Genomic DNA, 21,869 nt, shown 5'->3' on the forward strand with positions numbered 1-21,869 from the left:
TGTTACCTTATTTGAGTGTCGCTAGTAGATATGAGCAGGAATTTTCCTCTATGTTGCCCACACCTTTAGCAATACTTTGGGAACTTGCTGAATCTAAGTTTAATGAAAGAGAAAGGTGCGAGGCCTTCATTAAGTTCTTTGAATACCTTGGAATATATTTAGTTTCATTCATTTTTGGACAAAGCAAACCATCAAAAGGAACCTTCTACAAAAGAAAAAAAGAGTTGTCAAGTATTACGATGGGTTTTGGCTACAATAGACTTAGCGAGTATAAAAAGAAAATAGATCCTAGTCTCGGTATAGAAAATTTAGTATGTTGTGATGAGGTAATTAATATTCTTCATGAAGCTACAGACCTGCGAAATGATATCTCACATAGAGGATTACCCTCAGCCGCGGCTGTAACTAAGGCAAAAGAAACTGTTCAACGTTTAAATCAGGCTATGCAACTTGAACATCGAGAATTTTTCGAAACGACTACGCTTATTAAACCAATACAAGCAAAATTTGATGGCATTGGATTTTTGAACGAGGTGGAAGTGCTTAAGGGGTTAGGGCTTAATCCAAGTAGAACTGCACAATTCAAGACTTCTGAACCTATGATTTCCGGCGAGTTGTATCTTGCACATAGTGATTTGACAGTTAATGAAAACATAGCTGTGACAAAAATGTTTCCTTTGATGGTGATGAGAGAGATTTTACCGGAAAGTGATATAATGGCTTTTTACTTCTACAGTGATTTACAAGAAGATAAACTCCGCTTTGTTTGTCCTTACCCTAATGTTACAACGTACACTCTCCTCGAACAAAACACAATTATAGATAACTTAGAGTGAGTAATCTCAATATCGATTTATATGGCCGATATTTAATAGGCCTATGTTGATATAAATGTCGAGTCGCCCGAATCTAAAACTATTAATATATTTTATTTCAAGTGGCTTGTGCTTCTGAAAAATAGACTCCACTTGTTACAAAAGAGATGACTTATTGATAATAAAAAGCACCTCCTCAATATTTAGTGTAAGCTCTCATTCGAAATGTTGGTGATGATGCTCATAAATAAAAGACAAAACAGACTTTTGAAGTGTTAATTTTATAAGTTAATGCGTATTCAATTTTTTAACAAATTCGAACTAGTGCAGACTTTCCGCAGATGGATCTGCATTAATATACCCAATAATTATAAGCCAAGGGCATTTTATTCAACTTAGCTCTGTGTTCGCGCCAATTTGGTAAGTGCATGTTAATCAGAGCGGTAAAACGCTCATTGTGCTTGCGTTCGTGTAGATGAACTAGCTCGTGAACCACAATGAATTCAAGGCATTCGGGAGGTTTTTTCACCAGTTCGAGATTGATCCAGATACGTGCGGTTTGGGGGTTACAGCTACCCCATTTAGTCTTCATTCGCTTGATGCCAACAAAACTGGCTTCAGCCTTTACTTCTTGCTGCCATTTTGCCATTAACTTAGGCAGCCTTTGTTTTAAAATACCGCGATACCACTGGTTGAGAACTGCTTCCCGCTGGGCCGTATCATAATGTGGGGGTACTTTCATTCGTATCCAGCCACCCTGTAATTTCACTTCAGCGGGCTTATCCACTAAAACTACATCCAGCCGATATCCTCTTCCCCAAAGGTAGTGTGTTTCGCCACTACACATTTCTCGTTCACTCTGGCGCGGCTGAGCCTGAAATTGTGCTTGCTGCTGTCGGATCCATACTAGCCTTCTGACAACAGCCATCCTGATAGCTGTGTCTGACAGAGAGACGGGAGCTGATACTCTTACTCGGCCATCCGGAGGCAGTACACTGATGTGCAAGTTTTTGATTGGCTTACGCTGCAAATCGAGAGTGAGCTCACCAAAGGTAACCAATGGCATCAGCGATACTCCTTCTGTGCCTTCACTAGGGCCATTACATCGGCGACCGTCACAGAATAACCTTTGATCTCTTCCGCGATAGCGAAACTAATCTCGCGTTCTTTAAAACGATCCCCATACCAGTCGGCCTTTTTGGTATGACGGACTGCAGCATCTATCTTTGTCACCAAGACTTCATCCTGCCCGAGGTTGTCAAACAACGCTTTCTTGGCGAGGGTATCAATACTTGCTGGATAAGTACTTTTACTACCTGACTGCGGATGTTTAACCTGCTTCGCCAGTTCACGTACGTGCTCCAGATACTCCTGATAGGAGATCGCTTGTTGACGACGAAGTGCGATCAGTTCATCAAGCAACACCGACATTTTTTCGTAGTATTTCGGGTTTACTGGGTTTTCATCAACAATGGTTCTGCGAACGTTATTTTCAATCGCTTCAGCCATCGCCTCCTGGTTGCCACGCATGTCGGCTGGAAGTCCATCCAGTGCTTCTTCTCCGCGTTCAATAATCAACTCAAGCAGCCCTAGTTCCTCAAAATCCATAAGGGTTTCACTAGGATCGGCATCTACCCAAAGATCCAGCATCTGCCGCATACCTGGCTCGAACTGCTTCATGTCCACGAAATCGCCACTGGCTATTTTTATTTCGTCGCGGACTTTTGTATAAAACTCAACATCAATGCGGATTTGATTTGCCTGCTGCTCGCTATAACCAGCATCTGTTAGCTCACCTGCCAGATTGGTAAAAGCACGGATAAGCTTCGCCACGGATTGATACAATGTTAGACGTAAAGCTTCTTTCTCAGATAACTGCTCTATCGACGCCCCTGATTCCCCACAAAAATAATGCTGATAATCAAGTTGATTGCGTGGCATTTTTACTGGTTCGCAAAGGGTGCGAACGGCATCCAGAGCACCATCAAGATCGATTTTGGCTTGTTGCAAACGATCTTTCAGTAACCCGGCTACATCTTCTTTGTCGTAGCCGTCAAAGGCTTCTGCGGTGTAGTCCTGAACGGTTTTTTCCAATGAGCGGAAAAGGTCTTTATAGTCGACAATATAGCCGTATTCTTTATCCTCACCATCCAACCGGTTAACGCGACATATCGCCTGGAAAAGGTTGTGGTCGGCCATTTTCTTGTCGATATAGAGGTAAGTGGCTGACGGGGCATCAAAGCCAGTCAATAACTTATCAACGACTATTAGAAGGCGCATCTGGCCCGGTTCTTTGATGAAGCGTTGTTTGACCTCTTTTTCGAAATCACTAACACGTTTGGCTGCTTCAGCCTCAGGTTGTTCAAAATATTCCGCAAGCATTTTGCGGTAGATGTTGTACTTGGCTAGTTTCTCAGTCAGTCCTTCACCGCTCTCTTCGCCTTTAATCTCACTGGCATTTGGCTGGTAGCTCGTCACAATCGCACATTTACCGGCAAAACCTGCGTCACTAAACATCTCATAGCATTTGCAGGCCTGATAGACGCTGGAACAGACCAGCATGGCGTTACCTCGGCCGTCGGCGAGCCGTGGTTTTTGTTCAAAATCGAGAAGGATGTCAGCCACAATCTGTTCCAGCCGCGTGCGGCTCGACAACAGCTTCTGCATCGAAGCCCATTTCTGCTTGAGTTGCTGTTGGCCAAGGCGAGCAAGTTTAGATGTCTTAGCATCAAACCACTGGTCGACTTTTTTCTGAGATTTGACCCGCTGATCAATGTCACGAGCTTCGTAGCGCAGGTCCAGTACAACCCCATCATTGACTGCTTCATCAAATTTATAAGTGTGGATATAAGGCCCGAAGACCTCCACTGACTTCTTTTTATCTTTCTTCATCAGCGGGGTACCGGTGAAACCGATAAATTGTGCATCTGGCAAAATGCTTGTCATTGCCGCATGCAATTTGCCGGATTGGGTTCGGTGGCACTCATCCACAAACACGAATAATTTTCCCTTAGGGCTAAAATCGGCAGGGATATTTCGTTTTATTTGTTCGATAAAATCGTCCGTGTCAGCGTCTTTGTCATCCTCCTCCTGACGACCAAACTTATGCACTAACGAGCATATAAGCCAGGGCTTGGTTTGATTCAGGCGAGTCACCAGGTCCGCACCGCTCCGAGTGCGAAGGATCTCTTCTTCCACACCGTTAAACACTTTCTCGATCTGTTCATCAAGTTCTGTACGGTCGGTAATGATTAAAACTCGGCTATCGGTAATATTTTCTCTGATCCACTTTGCCAGCCAAACCATTGTCAGGCTTTTACCGCTGCCCTGGGTATGCCAGATAATCCCGCCTTCATTGCGTTGAATAAACGGTTTTGTTGCAGTGACGCCAAAATATTGGTTATGACGGCAGGTTTTTTTCACTCCAGCATCGAAAACGATAAAGTCGTGGATCAATTCCAGCAGGCGCTGTTTATTACATATCTGAGCCAGGTGACGATCAAGCATGTAGGCGTGAGGTGATTCCGCGGCTTCTTTCCATTGAAGGTAATATTTCTCCGGCGTTTCGATTACACCATAGCGAAGCCCTTCTAAATCATTACCGGCCATCACCAGTTGGATGGTAGTGAAGAAGTTGCGGATGAAGGCTTTTTGCTGATTATCGAGGTTTTGGCGGATGCCCTCTGAAACTGACACTGTAGAACGTTTTAGCTCAATGACACCAAGCGCAATACCATTAACATACAGCACCAAATCCGGGCGCTTTTTATTTTCACCGTTGTAGGTCACTTCTTCAGCTATCGCAAAATCATTGGCTTCTGGATTTTTCCAGTCCACCAACCACACGGTTTGATTCTGCTCACCAGCACCTTCTTTATCCTTCACTCCGTAGCGTAGCAGGCGATACACCTCTTTGTTTGCATCATAGAGGATACGGCCTTCACCGAGGCTTGCGGCTCGATCCAGTTGCCGTAATGCTCGGGCGATTAGGACTTCTGAAACGCCGCGCTTTGTTAGCCAGGCAGAAACTAAGCTTGGTTCGATGTTCCGGTTGTCTTCTCTTTTGTGCCAGTTACCAAGATAGTGATAACCGAGATGATCGGTGAATAACTGGATAACACGTTTTTGTGTCATGCGTTCACGTTGACCAACACTGTTCATAACACCTCCCTAAATACGCTATCACTACCACTGGTTAACACTGCCAGCATTTCCGCTTCGTGAGTGGCGATTTCTTCTTCCCCCCACTGATTGTTCTTCTTCATCAGCTCCATCATGGCGAGCAGTTTCAGACTATCAATTTCATTACGTTCAAGGCTCGCTTCGAAGTACTCTTGCTTTTGTTTTGGCTGGAAATTACTAAGTCGCGAATTCTTGCTGTGGCTAATCAGGCTAAGGTTGCCGAAGGAATGCAACGATGTATCTGGTAATGTCCTAAAGCCATCCATGGGGTGCTGAGGGTAGAAATGCTCTAATGAACTTCGGAAGGTAAATTCAAAACGTTTCACTACCTCAGCTTTATTTCTGTCACGACACCACAGTAAGTAGTCCAGGTAATTGAATACCAAGTTGTTTGCTATCATACCAAAGCGCATTTTCTTCTGAGTCTTGTCCGACAGTTCCACAGGATGGAGAGGTGCTTCTTTACCGTAGATAATCTCAAAATATGATTTTGGTTCTTGTTCTGCCAGGAAGTTTTGAAAGACAAACGCGGAGGCGAGATGCTCCAGATAACCGAGGTACTTCCTTGCATCTATCTGGTTTTCAGCGGAATGGGCATTAAACAGATAGTACAAAGCCGCATTCAACCAGTGTTTATAAACCAGAGTAGGGGTTGAAACGTGGAATGCGGAAAGCAGCATCAGAATCTGTCGGTTGATGTCTACATAGCTACCATCATCTTCATTAAACGTATTGGTATAGCTGCTGCTCTTTTCCGAATACCAACGCAGGCGCTTCAAACTCCAGCTATCGCTACCTTTCGCGAACTCTCGTTTTATCACGAACTGATCAAAAAGGTATTTGCATTTGAGAAGTGCAAAGACGAAATCCTGTACCGCTTTAACCGGGTCATTCTGCTTTAACAGTCGAAGTTCGAACTGGTCGATTAATTGTTTGTCATCTAGCGGAACATCCACTCTGTCCTTTTCAGTTTGGCTACAGACACGCAACACATGTAGCAGGAAATTGGAGAAATTGATAACACTATTAAAACGCTCTGAGCTACCTTCATCTTCTTCACCTCTATCACCACTTAAGGTTGAAGATGATTTGATAATGTCAGCCAGTGTGCGGTTTGTTTGGTTTTCTCTTGTGCCAAGCTCCGAAGTCGATGGGATAAGCATGCCAGCTAGAGAATTAAAATCAGCAGGCACAAATTGCCCCCAATTTTCCTGCCCAAATAATTGATGACGTTCGGCTGGTGTAAAACCGTACTGGACATAACGTTCCATGTTGGAGCAAGCATCCCAAACTCGTGAGAGGGTGTTCAGGCTGCTCTGCCGAGCTTGCTGGTCCGTTATCTCGTTTAGCACAGCCATCAGTCGCGCTTTCACCACTTCATGTTTTTCAAGTTGCTCGCCTCGGTTGTTCATCACCTCAAAAAAATGATTGAGGTCGGTATCAGCAGGCACTTCTATTCGGGCAATTTGTACATGGTCTAGCAGATAGGTACAAAAATGAGTTAATGACTCACCAACTAATTTCAAGTCGCGTAGAACCTTGCCAATAAGTTCGTAGCCTTTGATCAGCCCTTCATTAAATTCCTTGCTCCGCAGTTTATGTGGTTCGACGCCTTGCCAGAGCCGAGCAAAGGTTTCGCCAGACTTAGGTCTGCTCTCAAACCCTAAGTTAATCCCTTGGTACCAGCTCATATCCAGCGTGGATCCCGCATGTTTTTTTAACCAGTTAGCAAGAAGGGATAGGGTAGTGAAACGTTGCTGCCCGTCGATTATCTCTGCGTCCCCATCAGGACGAGTGAATACGACTAACGTACCGATGTAGTAAGTTTGAGGGTATAGGCTATGCAGGCTTTTTTGCTGGTAGTCGAGTATGTCCTGCACAAGTTGAGTGATCTCACCTTCTCCCCAGGCATAGTTACGCTGGTACATGGGGATAAGATAACGAGATACATCACCCAGCAATGATCTGACAGTAAAGGATGTTACCTTTGCATCACTCATAGTAGTTCATCTCCTTGAACAGCCTCACCAGCTCGTCTTGCTCATGGTTACCGGTACGGCGGTTATTATTATTTTCTGAAGCCCGAATTGTGAGTAATGGTATAGATAGCACATCACCAGGTACTCTGGCTTCTTTGATTACCCGGAACAGATTATTTTCCAGCACGTACTTATCCATAGTTGCTAGCTGTACCACCTGCTGTCGGATTCGGCATCTGTAGGCCCAGATAAAGCTTTTTTCAATCGCTGCAGATAACGACTGCCCACCAAATTTGTCGATATAAAAGATCAGAGCACAATCAAACATAGTGCGTATATATTGATCCCCTGTTCGATAGCGATTTCGATAGCTATTTAACGTTCTTAGTATCTTAGTTGCCATTTCACCAAGGACTATGCCCTGAATCATTAACGGCTTTTGAGTATGAGTGCTGGCATGCTCACTGGAGATAATTGCCGATACCTGTTGCTGGTAGTGTTCTGCCATTTCGAAAAAACGTCTTCCATTGATAACCATTTGATCCAGATGGAAAGGGAAACGCATTTTCTGGCCATCAATCTTGCGCTGATACTGATTGTTATAGTCATCTACAAAATGGTGAGCTATGCGCAAAGATTCCACATAAGGGTACTGACCAATCTGATCAAGGTTGATCCCTTTGAATAGACCGACTTCATCCTTACCAAAGAAACGAGCTGAATTTCCCTGCGACCACTGACGTACTCTGTAGAGATAGGCTGCGAAAAGATTAGCCAGGTCATCGCTGGGTAATCCTTCCCAATGGGCAACGGAAGCAGCTTTCAGTTCTACCTCATGGCTGGCGAATTCACGTAGATGGAAGGCTTTAAGCAGATCGTGTGGATCCAGATCCCGCCCTCGGGCATTTTGTGAGTCGAAGAACTGAAAGGCTTCAGACAGGTCAGTCAGCACAAAGACCACCAACTGGCAGCGGTTGAGGAGAAAATCAATATGTTGCTCGCTGAATTCTCGATGGCTAACCCTACGTTTTAGCTCCTGATAATTCTGGTACAGATTGTATTCCGATATCTGACTGGCAAAGCGTTGCCGTCCCATAAAACCTTCAACGGAGGGCTTTAGCTGGGTTAGCGCTTCTTGCAAATCCTGACGTTCCAATTTAGCAAGTCGGGTTTCGATAATGGCCCATATAGATAGTATTAATGTCAACGTTCGTTGCTGGCCATCGACGATATCGAGCATGTTTTCTTCATCGCTCTCAGTGTGATGAAACACTACTGAGCCCAACCGGTAAGCCGATTTATCAAGATGGCTATCAATATCCGCAAACAGTTCGCTGATATTTTTCACCGTCCATTTATAAGGACGCTGATAGGCTGGAATGGTTACGTCAGTCAGGCTTAATAGACCCTTGACCGACAGAACTGTCTTATCAAGGGTATGTTTCATGGCTGGTGATCCAATGATAAACGGATGCGTCCGGTCAGCAGCTGTTGCATCATTCCTTGTTTTATATCGCGGACCTTGGCTAGTTTTTTTTCTAATGTAACGAGTTCAGCGTCCATATCTGAGAGGACGGTGGCTATGGCGGTTTGTTCTTTTAATGACGAGGGAATAGCCACTTTAAAACTATGGGCATCATTTCGATTTAAGGTTGGTACCCCGGAACCACTTGCAAAGCGTTCAAAACCGATATATTTAAAAATATAGTAGACAAACTTTGAGTCTGATTTAATGAATTTTGTAACCCAAAGCGATGTATTATGAGGCCAAAAATCGCACTCTATGTGGTGAACTTTGCCCAACGTCCCGGATCTACCTGTAACCACACCTGGACCTTTAACTTGGAAATGATTATGAGTGTTAACTATGCCGTTTGAATATACTACTGGATATAATCCTTCACTTCTTTTACTGGCCGGTAAATCAAAACCTCTTTGCAATGGGGCAAACTGACCTATTTCGCGCTCTTCCCAATCCTCCGGGATATGCCCTAGATCACTAAATTTATATCCTTTGATAGTTCCATCAGGATGTTTAGCAAATTGTGTTAAGCGAATACGACCAGTTAGCAGTTGCTGCATTGTAGCAGTTTTGATAGCTTGTTTTTTTTCGAGTAATCGTTCAAGTGCATTTATCAGAGCATCGGTATCGGAGATTACAAGGGCGATAGCCGTTTGTTCATTCTTGGGTGGTAATGTTATTTTCATATCAGCAATCATTTCTCTACGGACAGAGTCTACTGATGATTTTGCAGTCATCGACATTATTCTGTCGTAAAAGTAATTGCTAAAAATTATATAAAAGAAGTAGCCGTCAAGTGTTTCTTTAAAATTGTACATTAAATAGACGCGCTGATGGAAATCAAACTTTCCCTTTAAATAGTGAAATATTTTACCTGTTCCGACTCCATCACCTGCAGTTAAAACTCCCTCCCCATCAAATGAGTAAGAATTTATTTTTTCTATAGTCTGAGAGCGGACGAAAAATGGATATGTACCATCATCCACCTTATCTTGTGTATTTTTCTTTCCGGTTGTGATTGATAACAAATGACCTATTGAATCAACCCCCCAATCTTCAGGAATAATACCGACCTCGGTCTGCTTATAACCAGTTGGAATGGTCTTTCTATCCTGCATTTTTACTACTTTACTCATCATTCCCACTCCAGCCCCATCGCTTTCAGATGAGCAGCAACTTTTGACTCCAGCGCAGAAACGTTTTGCGTAAGATCCGGCAAAGCTGAGCTATACCTCTCCTCCAGTTCTTTTATACGATTTGCCAATCGCTGCGTGACATGCTCAATCTCCGTTTCTAAAGCACCAGCAAGACTAGCCTGCCATTTATCGCGTACAAGCAGAATTTTAATGTCGTTATCATTTAGTTTTGGATAATAACTAAACACCTTAAAATCCATTTTTTCTTGCGCATCTTTATGCGCTTTTTTTGCTCGGGTTTCGGTATCAAACAATATCTGAGCGGTTTTCAGGGCTGCCTTTTCTTCTTTATCAGTTGCGACTTTAAGGCGAGCCTTAACACTAGCAGTTGTTACTTTTTCTTTGTCGTTCATCGCATCAGCAAGTAGCCCATTTTCACCGCTGTTTTCTTCAAGGAAACTTTCCAGTGCTTGCACTGCTTCGTCATAAGCCATCTGCAGTTGCTCAAGCTGTTGTTGCTCGGTAGCAAAATAGCGAGCCACTAAAAGGGCAGGCGGCAACAGTTCAGCCTTATACTTCGTCTTACCAATGACCAGATCCGGCGTTTCTTTGAGTTTTTCACCTTTTTCCGCAACCAGCTCACGTAATACTTTTCCTGCCTGCCAGCCATCCTGACTAAGGACATAAACGTCGTCCTGCATCACATCCATCCAGTAGTCCATTAGTAACTGATAGATTGCATAGTTCTCGAGCAGAGGAGTATCTGTCGTGGCTTCTGAAGCATAAGCAGCGAGCAGTCGCTCGCCAATTTCTTCAATTAGCTGTTTCGGGGAGTCACCACGAGCAATTTCTTCAAGCTGACAACCTGCAAACCACTTTTCGAAGGGGATCAGTGCTCCAGCTCTGAAAGCGGCAAATTCCGGGTGTGCCAGGATAGTGGTCTTTACTTCACTTGCTTCGACTCGAGCATTGCTGTATCCAGGCCGGGCAGGTTCGAACAGATCCTGACGTAAAGTTGGGAAAATTTTCCAATAAGCACTGAGAGCATCAATGTCGCGATCGGGAATGCCACCAGCCAAATGGCCAGAAAGGTCATGTAGATCTTCCGGATCGCTGCTGTCGATATAGCGAGGGATATTGAGGTTGAAGTCGTTGGCCGCGATTTCTGACAGCGGTACCATGCGACTGAAGCGGGGAATTTCCTGTTCACGATTAAATGCATCGACAATCTTATGGATGTCCTGGGCGCGTAGGCGATTTTTATTGCCGTCCTTAATAAAGCCCTTACTGGCATCGATCATGAAGATGCCTTGTTGACTCTCGCCATTAGCATTGAACGCTCTGGCTGGTGCGCCTTCTTTATCGACGACGATGATGCATGCCGGGATGCCCGTGCCGTAGAATAAGTTAGCGGGCAGGCCAATGATGCCTTTGATATAACCCTGCTTGAGCAGATTTTCACGAATACGCGCTTCGGCATTGCCCCGGAACAGAACGCCGTGAGGTAAGATCACAGCACCTTTGCCGGTGCTCTTAAGGCTTTTGATAATGTGCAACAGGAAAGCATAATCGCCATTCTTTTCTGGCGGGATACCCCAGACAAAACGGTCAAAAGGATCGTTCGCAGCATCCAGTCCGCTCGTCCAGTTTTTGTTGGAAAAAGGGGGGTTGGCTACAGCAAAGTCGAAGGTTCTCAGATTATCGTTGCCATCTTTCCAGTGTGGATCTGCCAGGGTGTTACCTTTCCAGATTTTAGCGGTAGCGTTGTCATGAAGGATCATGTTCATGCGTGCTAGTGCGCTGGTTGCATAATCCATCTCTTGGCCATAAATGGTTAGCCCCTTGGAACCTGCTTCGTCACTGGCTTTCAACAACAGTGAGCCTGAACCACAGGTAGGGTCATAAACGATAGCGTCCTGTGGTGTCTGTTTGCTAATGCCAATCACTTTCGCCAGAATGCGTGACACCTCTGCTGGGGTGTAAAATTGCCCCTTGGATTTACCTGACTCTGTAGCAAAATGACGCATCAAATATTCGTAGGCATCGCCCAATAGATCGTCTCCTTCAACGCGGTTGGCAGAGAGATCCAACCCTTCAAATATCGCCACCAGCTTGGAAAGGCGGTCGATCATCTCCTTGCCTTTACCCAGCTTGTCCTCATCATTGAAGTCAGCGATGTCTATAACACCTTTCAGGTCGTTAGCTTCAGCGAGTAATCTGATGGTTATGTTAATTTTCTCGCCAATTTCTTTGTTGCCCTTGAGGGCAACCATATCGTCGAAACTTGCACCTTCCGGCACTTCAATCATCGCGTAAGGGTTGCCCTTAGCTTTGTCAGAGACGTACTTCATAAACAGTAGGGTCAACACATAGTCTTTGTACTGTGAAGCATCCATTCCGCCACGCAACTCGTCGCAGCTCGCCCAAAGGGAGGAGTAAAGTTCGTTCTTCTTGATAGCCATATGGTGTCCGGTGAAAGCAATGCATGTAACGCGGCAAAGAGGTGACGACACAATCGTCCAAATAGTTTCTGCCCCGTAAGAATTTACGAGAGAGTTTATCAAGTTGGTGGGGCTTCGACCATGGACGTCTGTACATCAAATTAAGATATTGCGGTAGATAAAAAGGTAAGTTTCACTTACGCGTGAAGTAGGGAGATTATGGTAAAGAGCTACTTGGAAGGGGCAGCACTACATGTAGTCTGTAGTGGAAGATACGGATAAAGTGTTCCTATATCAATGAGAAGGGTATTTTTATTGAGAAATAGCGGACAATATTCTGTCTCAGCTTACCTGCTCTACACCACTAATCCGTGTTACTTCTTTCTAAAATACCCATTTACTTTATGTGTCTATATTGACACATGTTTTTAAACAGGGTAGCGTTATTTTACTGTATTTAAATACAGTAAAAGGACTTAAGGAGTGTGACATGAGTAGCGATCAAGGAACAATGAATGTAACAGGTGATGCCGGACGCGGTGTTCCTGGGGTGGCGGTGACGGTAAAGGAAATGGCGGCGGCAATGGCCGCGATGGGGCGTCAGGTAACCAGGGAGGGAGTATAACGGATGCGCTCAGGAAGGCCGGAGACGCATTGGCTCGCGCGGCACGCATCAATCCTGCGGATTTCAGTATGTATTTTATCGAGGATGATCGTATCAGGGGGGGGCCCGGCTTGCCAGAGTAGGGGTCGGAGATAGCGTATCGCCAGCAGTGGTAGATCTTGGCCCGGTACCGAAAAGTCTGCTTGATCCCAAAGGAAATAGTGACAGAAATAACCTTAATGACCGATGCAGCCTACCTTCTTTATATCAAGGAAATATTAGCAATGCGCGTATAGCTGAACTAAAAAAGGTTATCGCTGATAATGCGTATTTGGCAAACAGTAAACAATCTGGCCGGAGGATCAGTAAGGCTCGGGATGCCATCTGGAGATCAGAAACTGAAATTGCCATGATTAACTTGGTGCGTCAGAAACAAGCCGAGGAAAAAGCGTCCAATGGGAAAGATGCGCTGAATAAAGCCAGCACGTTAGTTGCTGATATGGGAGAAAAAGTCGGTGCGTATCTCGGCCAAAAATATAAGTTTATAGCGAATGAGATCGCGAGCGATATAAAAAACTTTCAAGGGAAAAGAATCCGTAGCTTCAATGAAGCAATGAAATCCCTAAATAAGGTCACTCAAAATCCTGAAATGAAAATCAACCGAAATGATCGGCAGGCGATAGTTAATGCATGGAAGCATATCAATGCCGCTGACATGGCGAACAAACTCGGTAATCTCAGCAAGGCATTTAAGGTTGCCGATGTGGTAATAAAAGTAGAGAAAGTGCGCCAAAAAAGCATTGAAGGATACGAAACCGGTAACTGGGGACCGTTACTGCTAGAGGTTGAGTCTTGGGTGGTCAGCGGTATAGTAGCGGGTGTGGCGCTGGCGCTGTTTAGCAGTATGGTTTCTTTATTTACAGTCGCTGGCACTTTCCCGGCAACTGCTATCATGATTCTCGGGATATTAAGTATTAGCTGGATGGCATCATACATTGACGAAAAATTAGTGGATAAAATAAACCATCAATTAATTCGAAACGTATATTAATAAAAAAGGAGAGGATATTATCCTCTCTCCTTTAATACCTTATAAGTGCCAATCGAAAACCAAAAAAACATAATTGTAAAAACATAAATTATTGAGTATAAGCTAAGGTAAAAGAAGGTTAAAGTACAGTCATTGGCTGACATAAGACGAAGTAGCCTTCCTGATGTTGAAATTTCATGATTACAGAACAAAAACAGATAAACATTAATAGCATAAAATATGTAGTAAAAAATGAGCCCCTGTATCATTTTTGCCGTTGGCGTATCCTTTTTAACCGGCATTGCGCGGAATGCGGTTAAAACAAATAAACACGCAATCACCGGTGCGGATTTTGTATAAACGTCCATCACCTTACTGAGTAATAAATTTTTCGCTGACACTACTGCCGGAAGGTTGCCGGTACGGTCTGATATGGCATAAAGAATCGGAGACGCCGGGTCGTTCAGGTAGATTCCAAAAATAATCAGAAAAGGGATCAGTGCAATTGCCAGAATAAACAGCATCTTTTTAGCGGTTCTGTTTCCTTCATCCATATAATGGTACTTTTTCATCGTGTTTCCCTCACTTTTTTTGAACGGATGAGCCTTCGCATATTAACCTGGCATACCCTGTTTGAAAACGGAAACATAGTGTATGTTAAGCGACTCTCACACGGATTGATAACTACTGAACGTAAAGGAAACATATCTTATTGATATGTTGATGATTTTTTTATAGATAATCTAGAGTATATCCTTAGGAAGTAAAGAACATCCGTAGATGTATTTTAGAAAATAATAAATTACCTCTCTTCGGTTTTCTAATTACGCTAAGTTTTTAGTGTTTCACTTTACTCGAACAATTAAATCATGATCGCTTATCAGCAAGCAAATTAATCTAATAAGACAGAGGTATTGCTACTGTGAAATTCAAATGGCGTGATTAAAAGAATTTATTGATATATTTATCACGTTTTTATCGTATTAATATTGGATTGTTCAGCAACTGAGCGTTATGATGCGCGAAAAGGACAAAAGGAATTGTTATATGCTTACAGGATCACGGAAGAAAGTCATTGAAGAGGGGAGTTTACTACGCCTGATTACATTGGGTGAAATTACGATGGCAAAGCGTGTCTTCGGTAACGCAATTGCCTATAACCGTGTCTGGATTCACTGCGATAGTTATCTCCCTTTCGGTTTGCAACACCCTGATTATGCTATGACGCCAAACGGTGAAATTTGGTTTAGAAAAAAACTTTATAAGCCGGATTTTTCATTAGTGAGTATAGATGTAATCGATAAATGGGTATTCATCCATGAATTAGGTCACGTCTGGCAGTATCAAACAGGACAATGGGTCAGATTAAGAGGTGCTTTTAGCTGGATGGCTAACTATACCTATGACCTGGAGAAAGAAAAATTGACTGACTACTCTTTAGAACAGCAGGCATCAATCATTGCGGATTACTGGCTACTGTTGGTTTATGGTATCGATGAGTGGAAATACCATCAAAATCCTGTGCGCATCGGGAAATATAGAGGTAATTGCTCGTTGAGAGATATTCCGCGCCTTTATAGGAAAATAGTGACAGGTAAAGTATGAGAATTCATAGAATATGTAGTATGATCATACTGACATGTTTACTCTCCGGCTGTCCGGGGCCAGGGGACAGAGTTCCACCAAAACAGCCCGCTAATGTTACAATGAGAAATAATCACCTATGTATTATTGTCTCTACTCAGCCAGGCGAGCAGGTTGCATCTGTTCAGATCTCTGATGGGAAGAACAACAATTTACGCAAGTTATTAAATGATCCAATTAGTGTGGCTTCCGGGCAGTGCCTACCGACATTTGGCTATGATTTCAAGCCTGGCCATGATTATGTTGTCTACTATACCGTTGAAAAGAATAACCTTGACGAAGCGAAGTATTTCTTTGCTGAGTTTTCTATAAATAGCCGCGGTCTGCAGCAGGTTAGCTCTCCTGCTGAAAAATAGTTACGACCAAACGTCATTGTAGGGTGGCAGTAGGCTGATGTTGATCTTACCTGTCAATGATGAGCACACGACGAAGTGAGTATGCTCTTAATCAGAGGTTGCTCATATGATAAAACCACCAGCAATTAGTAAGAAGTCCTGTAAACAGCATAAGCCAGGCATGGCAGCCTCACAGGGTCTGGAAGGTCGCATGTGCCGTCGTAGCAACCTTGTGACTTGGCTCTCTCTGTGATGCCAGCGCTCCGTTTCTGTTCACCTGGCAGGCCCCAGTCATGCTCATTCCCCCCCTCTCTCCTTGACCCACGACAAAGCGCCGCCGCCATCCGCCGCTCTATAATCAGGCCCGTTTGTCTTCTCACTGGTGTGATTTATGGCGTATCAACTGAATCTGGATTGGCCGGCGTTTTTAGAGAAATACTGGCAAAAACAACCTGTAGTATTAAAAAATGCCTTCCCGAACTTTATTGATCCGATCACGCCAGATGAGCTGGCCGGTTTGGCGATGGAACCGGAGGTTGATAGCCGTTTAGTGAGCCATTTCAATGGCGAATGGCAGGCCAGCCACGGGCCATTTGAGCATTTCGATGGCTTGGGTGAAACTGGCTGGTCGTTACTGGCGCAGGCGGTGAACCACTGGCATATGCCTTCCGCCGAGTTGGTGCGCCCGTTTCGCGTATTGCCGGATTGGCGGTTAGACGATCTGATGATCTCTTTCTCGGTGCCGGGCGGCGGCGTTGGGCCACATATCGATCAGTATGATGTCTTTATCATTCAGGGCATGGGCAGCCGCCGTTGGCGGGTGGGCGACAAGTTGCCGATGCGTCAGTTCTGCCCGCATCCGGCTTTGCTGCATGTTGATCCGTTTACGCCCATCATTGATGAGGATTTAGAGCCGGGCGATATTTTGTATATTCCGCCGGGCTTTCCGCACGATGGTTTTACGCATCAAACCGCGTTGAATTACTCGGTGGGTTTTCGCGGGCCAAACGGTCGCGATTTGATCAGCAGCTTTGCGGATTATGCGCTGGAAAACGATCTGGGCGGCGAGCACTACAGCGATCCGGATTTAACCTGTCGGGCGCATCCGGGGCGGGTCGAGGAGTATGAGTTGGATCGCCTACGCGCCATGATGATGGCGGTTATCAATCAGCCGGAGGCGTTTAAGCAATGGTTTGGTCGTTTTGCTACCACGCCGCGTCATGAGCTGGATATTGCTGCTGTGGAGCCAGCCTGGCAGCCGGATGAGGTGCTTGAGGCGTTGCAGGGCGGCGAAACGCTGGTGCGCCTGAGCGGCTTGCGCGTTTTGCAGGTTGGCGAGCGCTTCTTTATCAATAGCGAGCGTCTGACAATGGTGGATAGCCATGCGGCGGACGCGCTGTGTCGTTATACCGAGCTGGGTAAAGAGCAATTGGGCGATGCGTTGCAAAACCCGGCTTTCGTGGCTGAGCTGACCGGGCTGATTAATCAGGGTTACTGGTATTTTGCCGAGTAAATCCGTCGCTAAACGCTACTCGCCAGAGCCTCCTGCTGCCACCCGTCGCGCGGTGGCAATCATCTTTTTAATTGAGGGGATACGCTCTCGCTTACGGTATAGCAACCAGATAGCCGAGGGGATTTCCGGCGGCGCGATCGGCTGACAAATTTTCCCGATCCCTGTGTAAGACATCAGCCTTACAAGGCTAATTTGCCTCATTTTATGACATGGTTGCGTCCGTGGAGCGACACAACTTCTGGTATTGTCAAAATTAGCGCGAATAACGGAACCTCGCTGGAATTTAGGGGGGAAGAAATAGTGAAAGTTTTAAAGTGGGCCTTCCTCTCTATGCTCGTCGTCGCGATCCTTTGCTGGTTAGTCGTTCGGTTTATTGCTTCCGATATTAATGAAAAGACGACCTATACTGAAAAAGACTTGTTCAACTATTTTGTGTTGACTGATAGAGATATTAATCAGGCACCACGCATATCTTCTGATTACTATTTTGAATCCCAACCGGGAGATGGTTATGCGCCATCGAACGCGATTATTTTTAAAAATGTCGCCGATGTCAGCCGATTAAGGGATTACCTGCAAAGCCTGGGCTACAGTAAAGAACCACGCAGGCTTGGTGAGAACGAGGTTTGGTCAAAATCGACCTCACCTAACGGTAACCTATTTTATCTCTCTTTTAATCGAGTTAGCGGACAAGCAGTTCTGACCAAGGTTACTAATCGCTAGCCCCATTCTGAATGAGCGCGTCTGGTCGTGTAGATGAGAGAGACTGCTTATAAAAAACTGCACCTTAGTGAGTTGGGGACCCAACTTTTGGGGTGCAGTCCACTTATGGGCCTTAACTCGCTCGCTTTTCAGGCGCGAGATATGTATTAATTTTTAAAGGTATCTTTGTGAAAAGCCAGGCTGGCCTAATCCCTATACGCCGCGCTATGAAAATCAATCTCCCACTGCAATACTTTACCGTACAACACTGACAACGCCTGCCGCTGTTCCTCATTTAACCGCTGCGCACAGCTATCCAATTCCGCTTTCAGCCAGCTTGCCTGCTGGAAAAACTCATCCTCGGCATGCATCTCCACCCAACGGCGCACATCGGCATCTTGCTGCGGCTGCGCGCTAACGCGCAAGCACCAGTGGTAATACATCCACTCGGCGCCAAACATCAGGGTGATGATCTCTTCATAGCTGCCTTGCTGCGCGACATTTAGCATGCCGTCGCGAAAGCGCAGTACGCCGGGCAGGGAATCCGGATAATCGGCGGGATTGACCGCACGCTGCGCCAGCACCTGTTCAAACCAGGCGATTTGCGTATCTACCAGCGCATTTAATACGCCAATCAGCCAACGTTGCTGGCGGATACCCGGCGCTTTACTGACCGCCAGCGCAAAGATGGCAATCGCGGTGGCAACAAAATTGCCTTCAAATACCAGATAGCGGTTAAAGACCGTCTCCGGCAGCCGGTCATGCTCAATATCGACCACAAAACGGTGCTGCTGCATGGCCTCCCACGCGGCGTGGTGTTCGCGCAGCAAACGATCGCTAAACCCTTCCATTACGCCTCCTCTAAGGCTGACTGCGCAACAGACATAAAGTGTTTTACCCGTGCCAAATCAACGTCGTTCCACCACACGCCATCCACTTTTAGCGTGCTGGCGACGATCACGCCCTGGGTGCGCTCAAGGATCTGGCAGACATTATCCGGCGTTACGCCGGAGCCAACCAGCAGCGGCAAACGGGTTGCGGCGCCAATTTCATCAATCTCACTCAAGGTGGCGCTGTCGCCGGTACGCTGGCCGGTAGCAATCACCGCGTCCGCTTCGAAGAAATCGACATCGCGCGTCAGCTCCTGAATCGAGCGGTCGGCGACGATGGCGTGGCTGCCGTGTTTCACGTGGCTATCGGCGAATACGCGAATATGCTCTGCGCGAAGCTGGCTGCGGTAGCGCAATGCTTTTGCCGCCGCGCCTTCAATAAAGCCCTCATTGGCGATATAGGCGTTAGCCCATTGATTAACCCGCACAAAATCCGCGCCGCCCGCCAGCGCGGTAGCAAAGGCCGGGATCGCGGCGTTAGCCAGTACGTTAATCCCTAACGGTACGCCAAAACGCTCACGAACTTTTTCCGTAATCACCGCCATTAGCGCGGAGGTCTCCGGGCCAATATCTTCCGGTTTAGAGAACGGAATATCGCCGTGGTTTTCAATAATTAAACCATGTACGCCACCGTTAATATAATTCTCTGCATCGCGTAGCGCCCGCTCGATAATTTTATTTACTGCCTTGCCGCTATATTTTGGTGTGCCGGGGAAGGGATCGCAATGTACTACACCAATGACAGCTTTCTTGCGTGAAAAAATAGCTTGTATTGCGTCGGTTTTTTCTGCTGAGATAGAACCCATCTTCTTCATCCTTTTAAGGAAATACTATGCGTGTTTATGTCACCGGTAATATTACCGTCGATGAAACTTGGGCGATCGCGGATATTCCGCAAAAAGGTTCATCGATTCATGGCAATAAAGTCTCGCAAGATATCGGCGGTAAAGGCGCGAATCAGGCGATTATTTTATCGCGCTGCGGAATAGATACCCGATTAATTGCCGCCACCGGGAATGACAGCAACGGGAAATGGATCCGCGAGCAAATAATTAATGAGCCATTAAGGCTGCTACCCACTGAATATTTTTGCCAACATAGTGATACCTCAATCATTTTAAATAGTGCCGATGGCGATAATGCGATTATTACCACTACCGCCGCCGCGGATGCATTTAGCCTTGACGATATCGTGCCGCATCTGGCGGATGCCTCCGCGGGCGATATTCTGCTGCAACAAGGCAATTTCAGTTTCGAAAAAACCCAAGCCCTGTTTCAACTGGCGAAAACACGGGGTTTAACCACCGTCTTTAACCCTTCACCGGTCAATCCTGACTTCGCTCAACTCTGGCCGCTGGTGGATATTGCGGTAGTGAACCAGTCGGAAGCGGAACAACTCCAGCCTGACGGCGTCCCCACGGTGGTGATTACCCAAGGCGCCGAGGGCGCGTGGTTACATCACGGCAATCAGCGCCAGTTCTGCCCGGCGACGCCAGCCCAGGCATTGGATACCACCGGCGCCGGGGATACGTTTCTTGCTGTTATGCTGGCATCGGCGCTACTGCGCGGCGTATTGCCCGATAGGTTAGCGCTTACTCACGCCAGCCAGGCTGCCGCCATCACCGTCAGTCGACGAGGAACCTCAAGCGCTTTTCCTCGTCGTGCCGAACTGGCCGCACTGTTAAACTCAGGCGCCGAGTAGGCGCTATTTAAACAGCGAACGGTAACTATCCACGTTCGCTTTCGTCACCACCGTCGCCGGTACTAAAATGGTTTTCGGCACCTTGTTGCCTGCGTTCAGGGTGTTCAGCGCTTTGAGCGCCTCCGCCCCCATTTTCTCCGGGTCTTGCTGCAATACTGCCGCCACATAGCCGCCATCAATGCCGGCAATGGCTTTTGCCGTCAAATCCCAGCCGAATACCTTAATATCGTTCTGCCGACCCTGGTTTTCTACTGCCGCAATCGCTCCCAGTAATGCCGGTTCTCCGGTGGCATAAATTGCCGTCAGATCCGGGTTGCCGGTAATCAGGTTTTCTGCCGCGGTCATCGCGTTGTCCTGAATATTTTGCCCATCCACCACGTCGGCGACGGTGATCGCTGAATTACTCTTAATGGTTTCCTCAAAGCCTTTTTGACGTTGGTTCTGGATCGCCGAATTTAGCGCACCAACAATGCCGAGCCTGGCTTTGCCGCCCATCTGTTTTTGCACGTAATCGACAAAGTATTTACCCAGAATCTTACCGCCTTCGACGTTATCAACGCCGACTTGCGCCGCCTGCGGTCCGGCGGGGAGCACGGCATCAATCGCGATAACCGGAATTTTAGCCGCTGCCGCTTCTTTCACTGCTGGCATAATGCCGTTAACATCAATGGCATCCACTAAAATGCCTTTTACGCCTTGCTGAATATAGTTTTCAATCGCATCATTTTGCGCAACGGGATTATCGGTGGCGTTAAAAATCACTAATTGTTTGCCGCTGGCTTTTGCCGCATCTTGCGCGCCTTTATTCATTAAATTAAAAAACAGTGCCTGCTGGTTTATTTGTACTAAGGCATAAGTCGGGGCGGCGTTCGCCAGAGAAATAAAGCTACTTGCGGCCAGTAATGCCGTTGTCAGAGCAATGCCACGCAGTTTTCCGGTGTTAAATAACATCATCGTATCCTCGTTGAGAGAAGGTGATAATCAATCTCTCTCTGCTGTCGTCACGCAGAGAAATAATTTCAGGCAAGGCGGCATTGGCGCGGTTTTCTTTCGGCGAGCGAGAACCGATAAGCATACCGTTGCCGCAGGCGGCGACCTGAAATCTGTCATCTGACTGTTTTTGGCGGGCAAATATCGTATGAATAGCTGACGGCAGCGGAAATAATCCGTGCTGCAGCGTAAACCGACTCGACCTTATTTCGGCAACCGATCCATTTCGGCGCGCGACTGAAACAGGTGAAGCAGGGGTGGGAATAACTCCCGGGTAATGCGGTAAACTGTTTATACAATTCTCCGCCGCTCAATTTTTGTCAAGCGTTTATTTTATCGCCGTACCGGCCAACGAAAGTGCTGTATCAGACGCGCTTAACTATG

The 21,869-nt window shown here is 46.2% G+C and carries 18 protein-coding genes; 7 read left to right on the top strand and 11 right to left on the bottom strand.

Annotated features, from left to right (window positions below):
* Positions 1-1,167: 1,167 nt before the first annotated feature.
* From PMPD1_RS03045 to PMPD1_RS03070, 6 genes are read right to left on the bottom strand one after another with little or no spacing between them, the layout of a single operon-like run.
* Positions 1,168-1,881, bottom strand: coding sequence for a M48 family metallopeptidase (locus PMPD1_RS03045; RefSeq protein WP_173632652.1), 714 nt, complete (start codon positions 1,879-1,881; stop codon positions 1,168-1,170).
* Positions 1,881-4,976, bottom strand: coding sequence for a type I restriction endonuclease subunit R (locus PMPD1_RS03050; RefSeq protein ID WP_173632653.1), 3,096 nt, complete (start codon positions 4,974-4,976; stop codon positions 1,881-1,883). Before PMPD1_RS03050 ends, PMPD1_RS03045 begins: the two co-directional genes overlap by 1 nt.
* A complete protein-coding gene (locus PMPD1_RS03055; protein WP_173632654.1) occupies positions 4,973-6,997 on the bottom strand; it encodes a DUF262 domain-containing protein in 2,025 nt (674 codons plus the stop codon). Before PMPD1_RS03055 ends, PMPD1_RS03050 begins: the two co-directional genes overlap by 4 nt.
* Positions 6,990-8,423, bottom strand: coding sequence for a DUF262 domain-containing protein (locus PMPD1_RS03060; RefSeq protein WP_173632655.1), 1,434 nt, complete (start codon positions 8,421-8,423; stop codon positions 6,990-6,992). The genes PMPD1_RS03055 and PMPD1_RS03060 overlap by 8 nt, the downstream gene beginning before the upstream one ends.
* On the bottom strand, positions 8,420-9,637 hold the full coding sequence (locus PMPD1_RS03065) for a restriction endonuclease subunit S (RefSeq protein WP_173632656.1): 1,218 nt from the start codon (positions 9,635-9,637) through the stop codon (positions 8,420-8,422). Before PMPD1_RS03065 ends, PMPD1_RS03060 begins: the two co-directional genes overlap by 4 nt.
* Positions 9,634-12,096: a type I restriction-modification system subunit M gene (locus PMPD1_RS03070; protein ID WP_173632657.1), complete on the bottom strand. Its 2,463-nt coding sequence runs from the start codon at positions 12,094-12,096 to the stop codon at positions 9,634-9,636. Before PMPD1_RS03070 ends, PMPD1_RS03065 begins: the two co-directional genes overlap by 4 nt.
* A 469-nt stretch (positions 12,097-12,565) precedes the next feature.
* On the opposite strand from PMPD1_RS03070, the gene PMPD1_RS22655 reads away from it, so the two are divergent.
* Both PMPD1_RS22655 and PMPD1_RS03075 read left to right on the top strand, forming a co-directional pair.
* The gene (locus tag PMPD1_RS22655) at positions 12,566-12,700 is read left to right on the top strand and encodes a hypothetical protein (protein WP_354292749.1); all 135 of its coding nucleotides are present in this window, start codon (positions 12,566-12,568) and stop codon (positions 12,698-12,700) included.
* 148 nt (positions 12,701-12,848) lie between these two features.
* On the top strand, positions 12,849-13,730 hold the full coding sequence (locus PMPD1_RS03075) for a colicin-like pore-forming protein (protein ID WP_354292751.1): 882 nt from the start codon (positions 12,849-12,851) through the stop codon (positions 13,728-13,730).
* A 17-nt stretch (positions 13,731-13,747) separates the two neighbouring features.
* Here PMPD1_RS03075 and cui read toward each other — a convergent pair whose 3' ends face one another.
* A complete protein-coding gene (cui, locus tag PMPD1_RS03080) occupies positions 13,748-14,281 on the bottom strand; it encodes a colicin immunity protein Cui (RefSeq protein ID WP_173632658.1) in 534 nt (177 codons plus the stop codon).
* 475 nt (positions 14,282-14,756) lie between these two features.
* Here cui and PMPD1_RS03085 point away from each other — a divergent pair, with 475 nt between their 5' ends.
* The 4 genes from PMPD1_RS03085 (at position 14,757) to PMPD1_RS03100 (ending at position 17,924) form a co-directional block, all read left to right on the top strand.
* On the top strand, positions 14,757-15,314 hold the full coding sequence (locus PMPD1_RS03085; RefSeq protein ID WP_173632659.1) for a type IV secretion protein Rhs: 558 nt from the start codon (positions 14,757-14,759) through the stop codon (positions 15,312-15,314).
* Positions 15,315-15,334: 20 nt separating this feature from the next.
* Positions 15,335-15,709 (top strand): putative T6SS immunity periplasmic lipoprotein, encoded by a 375-nt coding sequence (locus tag PMPD1_RS03090; protein WP_173632660.1) that lies wholly within the window; start codon positions 15,335-15,337, stop codon positions 15,707-15,709.
* Positions 15,710-16,079: 370 nt separating this feature from the next.
* Positions 16,080-17,201, top strand: coding sequence for a ribosomal protein uL16 3-hydroxylase (locus tag PMPD1_RS03095; RefSeq protein WP_173632661.1), 1,122 nt, complete (start codon positions 16,080-16,082; stop codon positions 17,199-17,201).
* A gap of 300 nt (positions 17,202-17,501) precedes the next feature.
* Entirely contained in the window at positions 17,502-17,924 is a 423-nt protein-coding gene (locus PMPD1_RS03100) for a hypothetical protein (protein ID WP_354292753.1), read from the top strand.
* Positions 17,925-18,109: 185 nt separating this feature from the next.
* On the opposite strand, the gene PMPD1_RS03105 is transcribed toward PMPD1_RS03100, so the two are convergent.
* Together PMPD1_RS03105 and PMPD1_RS03110 are read right to left on the bottom strand one after the other, a co-directional pair.
* On the bottom strand, positions 18,110-18,754 hold the full coding sequence (locus PMPD1_RS03105; protein WP_173632662.1) for a TenA family protein: 645 nt from the start codon (positions 18,752-18,754) through the stop codon (positions 18,110-18,112).
* Positions 18,754-19,599 carry a BtpA/SgcQ family protein gene (locus PMPD1_RS03110; RefSeq protein ID WP_173632663.1) on the bottom strand — a complete coding sequence of 282 codons (846 nt, stop codon included), beginning with the start codon at positions 19,597-19,599 and terminating at the stop codon, positions 18,754-18,756. Before PMPD1_RS03110 ends, PMPD1_RS03105 begins: the two co-directional genes overlap by 1 nt.
* 26 nt (positions 19,600-19,625) lie before the next feature.
* On the opposite strand from PMPD1_RS03110, the gene PMPD1_RS03115 reads away from it, so the two are divergent.
* The gene (locus PMPD1_RS03115) at positions 19,626-20,495 is read left to right on the top strand and encodes a ribokinase (RefSeq protein WP_173632664.1); all 870 of its coding nucleotides are present in this window, start codon (positions 19,626-19,628) and stop codon (positions 20,493-20,495) included.
* A 3-nt stretch (positions 20,496-20,498) separates the two neighbouring features.
* Here the strand turns inward: PMPD1_RS03115 and PMPD1_RS03120 are convergent, their stop codons facing one another.
* Both PMPD1_RS03120 and PMPD1_RS22660 read right to left on the bottom strand, forming a co-directional pair.
* Positions 20,499-21,449 carry an ABC transporter substrate-binding protein gene (locus tag PMPD1_RS03120; RefSeq protein WP_173632665.1) on the bottom strand — a complete coding sequence of 317 codons (951 nt, stop codon included), beginning with the start codon at positions 21,447-21,449 and terminating at the stop codon, positions 20,499-20,501.
* The gene (locus tag PMPD1_RS22660) at positions 21,436-21,570 is read right to left on the bottom strand and encodes a hypothetical protein (protein WP_354292755.1); all 135 of its coding nucleotides are present in this window, start codon (positions 21,568-21,570) and stop codon (positions 21,436-21,438) included. Before PMPD1_RS22660 ends, PMPD1_RS03120 begins: the two co-directional genes overlap by 14 nt.
* Positions 21,571-21,869 lie beyond the last annotated feature (299 nt).

Origin of the sequence: Paramixta manurensis (assembly GCF_013285385.1) — a bacterium.
GTDB classification, from domain to species: Bacteria; Pseudomonadota; Gammaproteobacteria; order Enterobacterales; family Enterobacteriaceae; genus Paramixta; species Paramixta manurensis.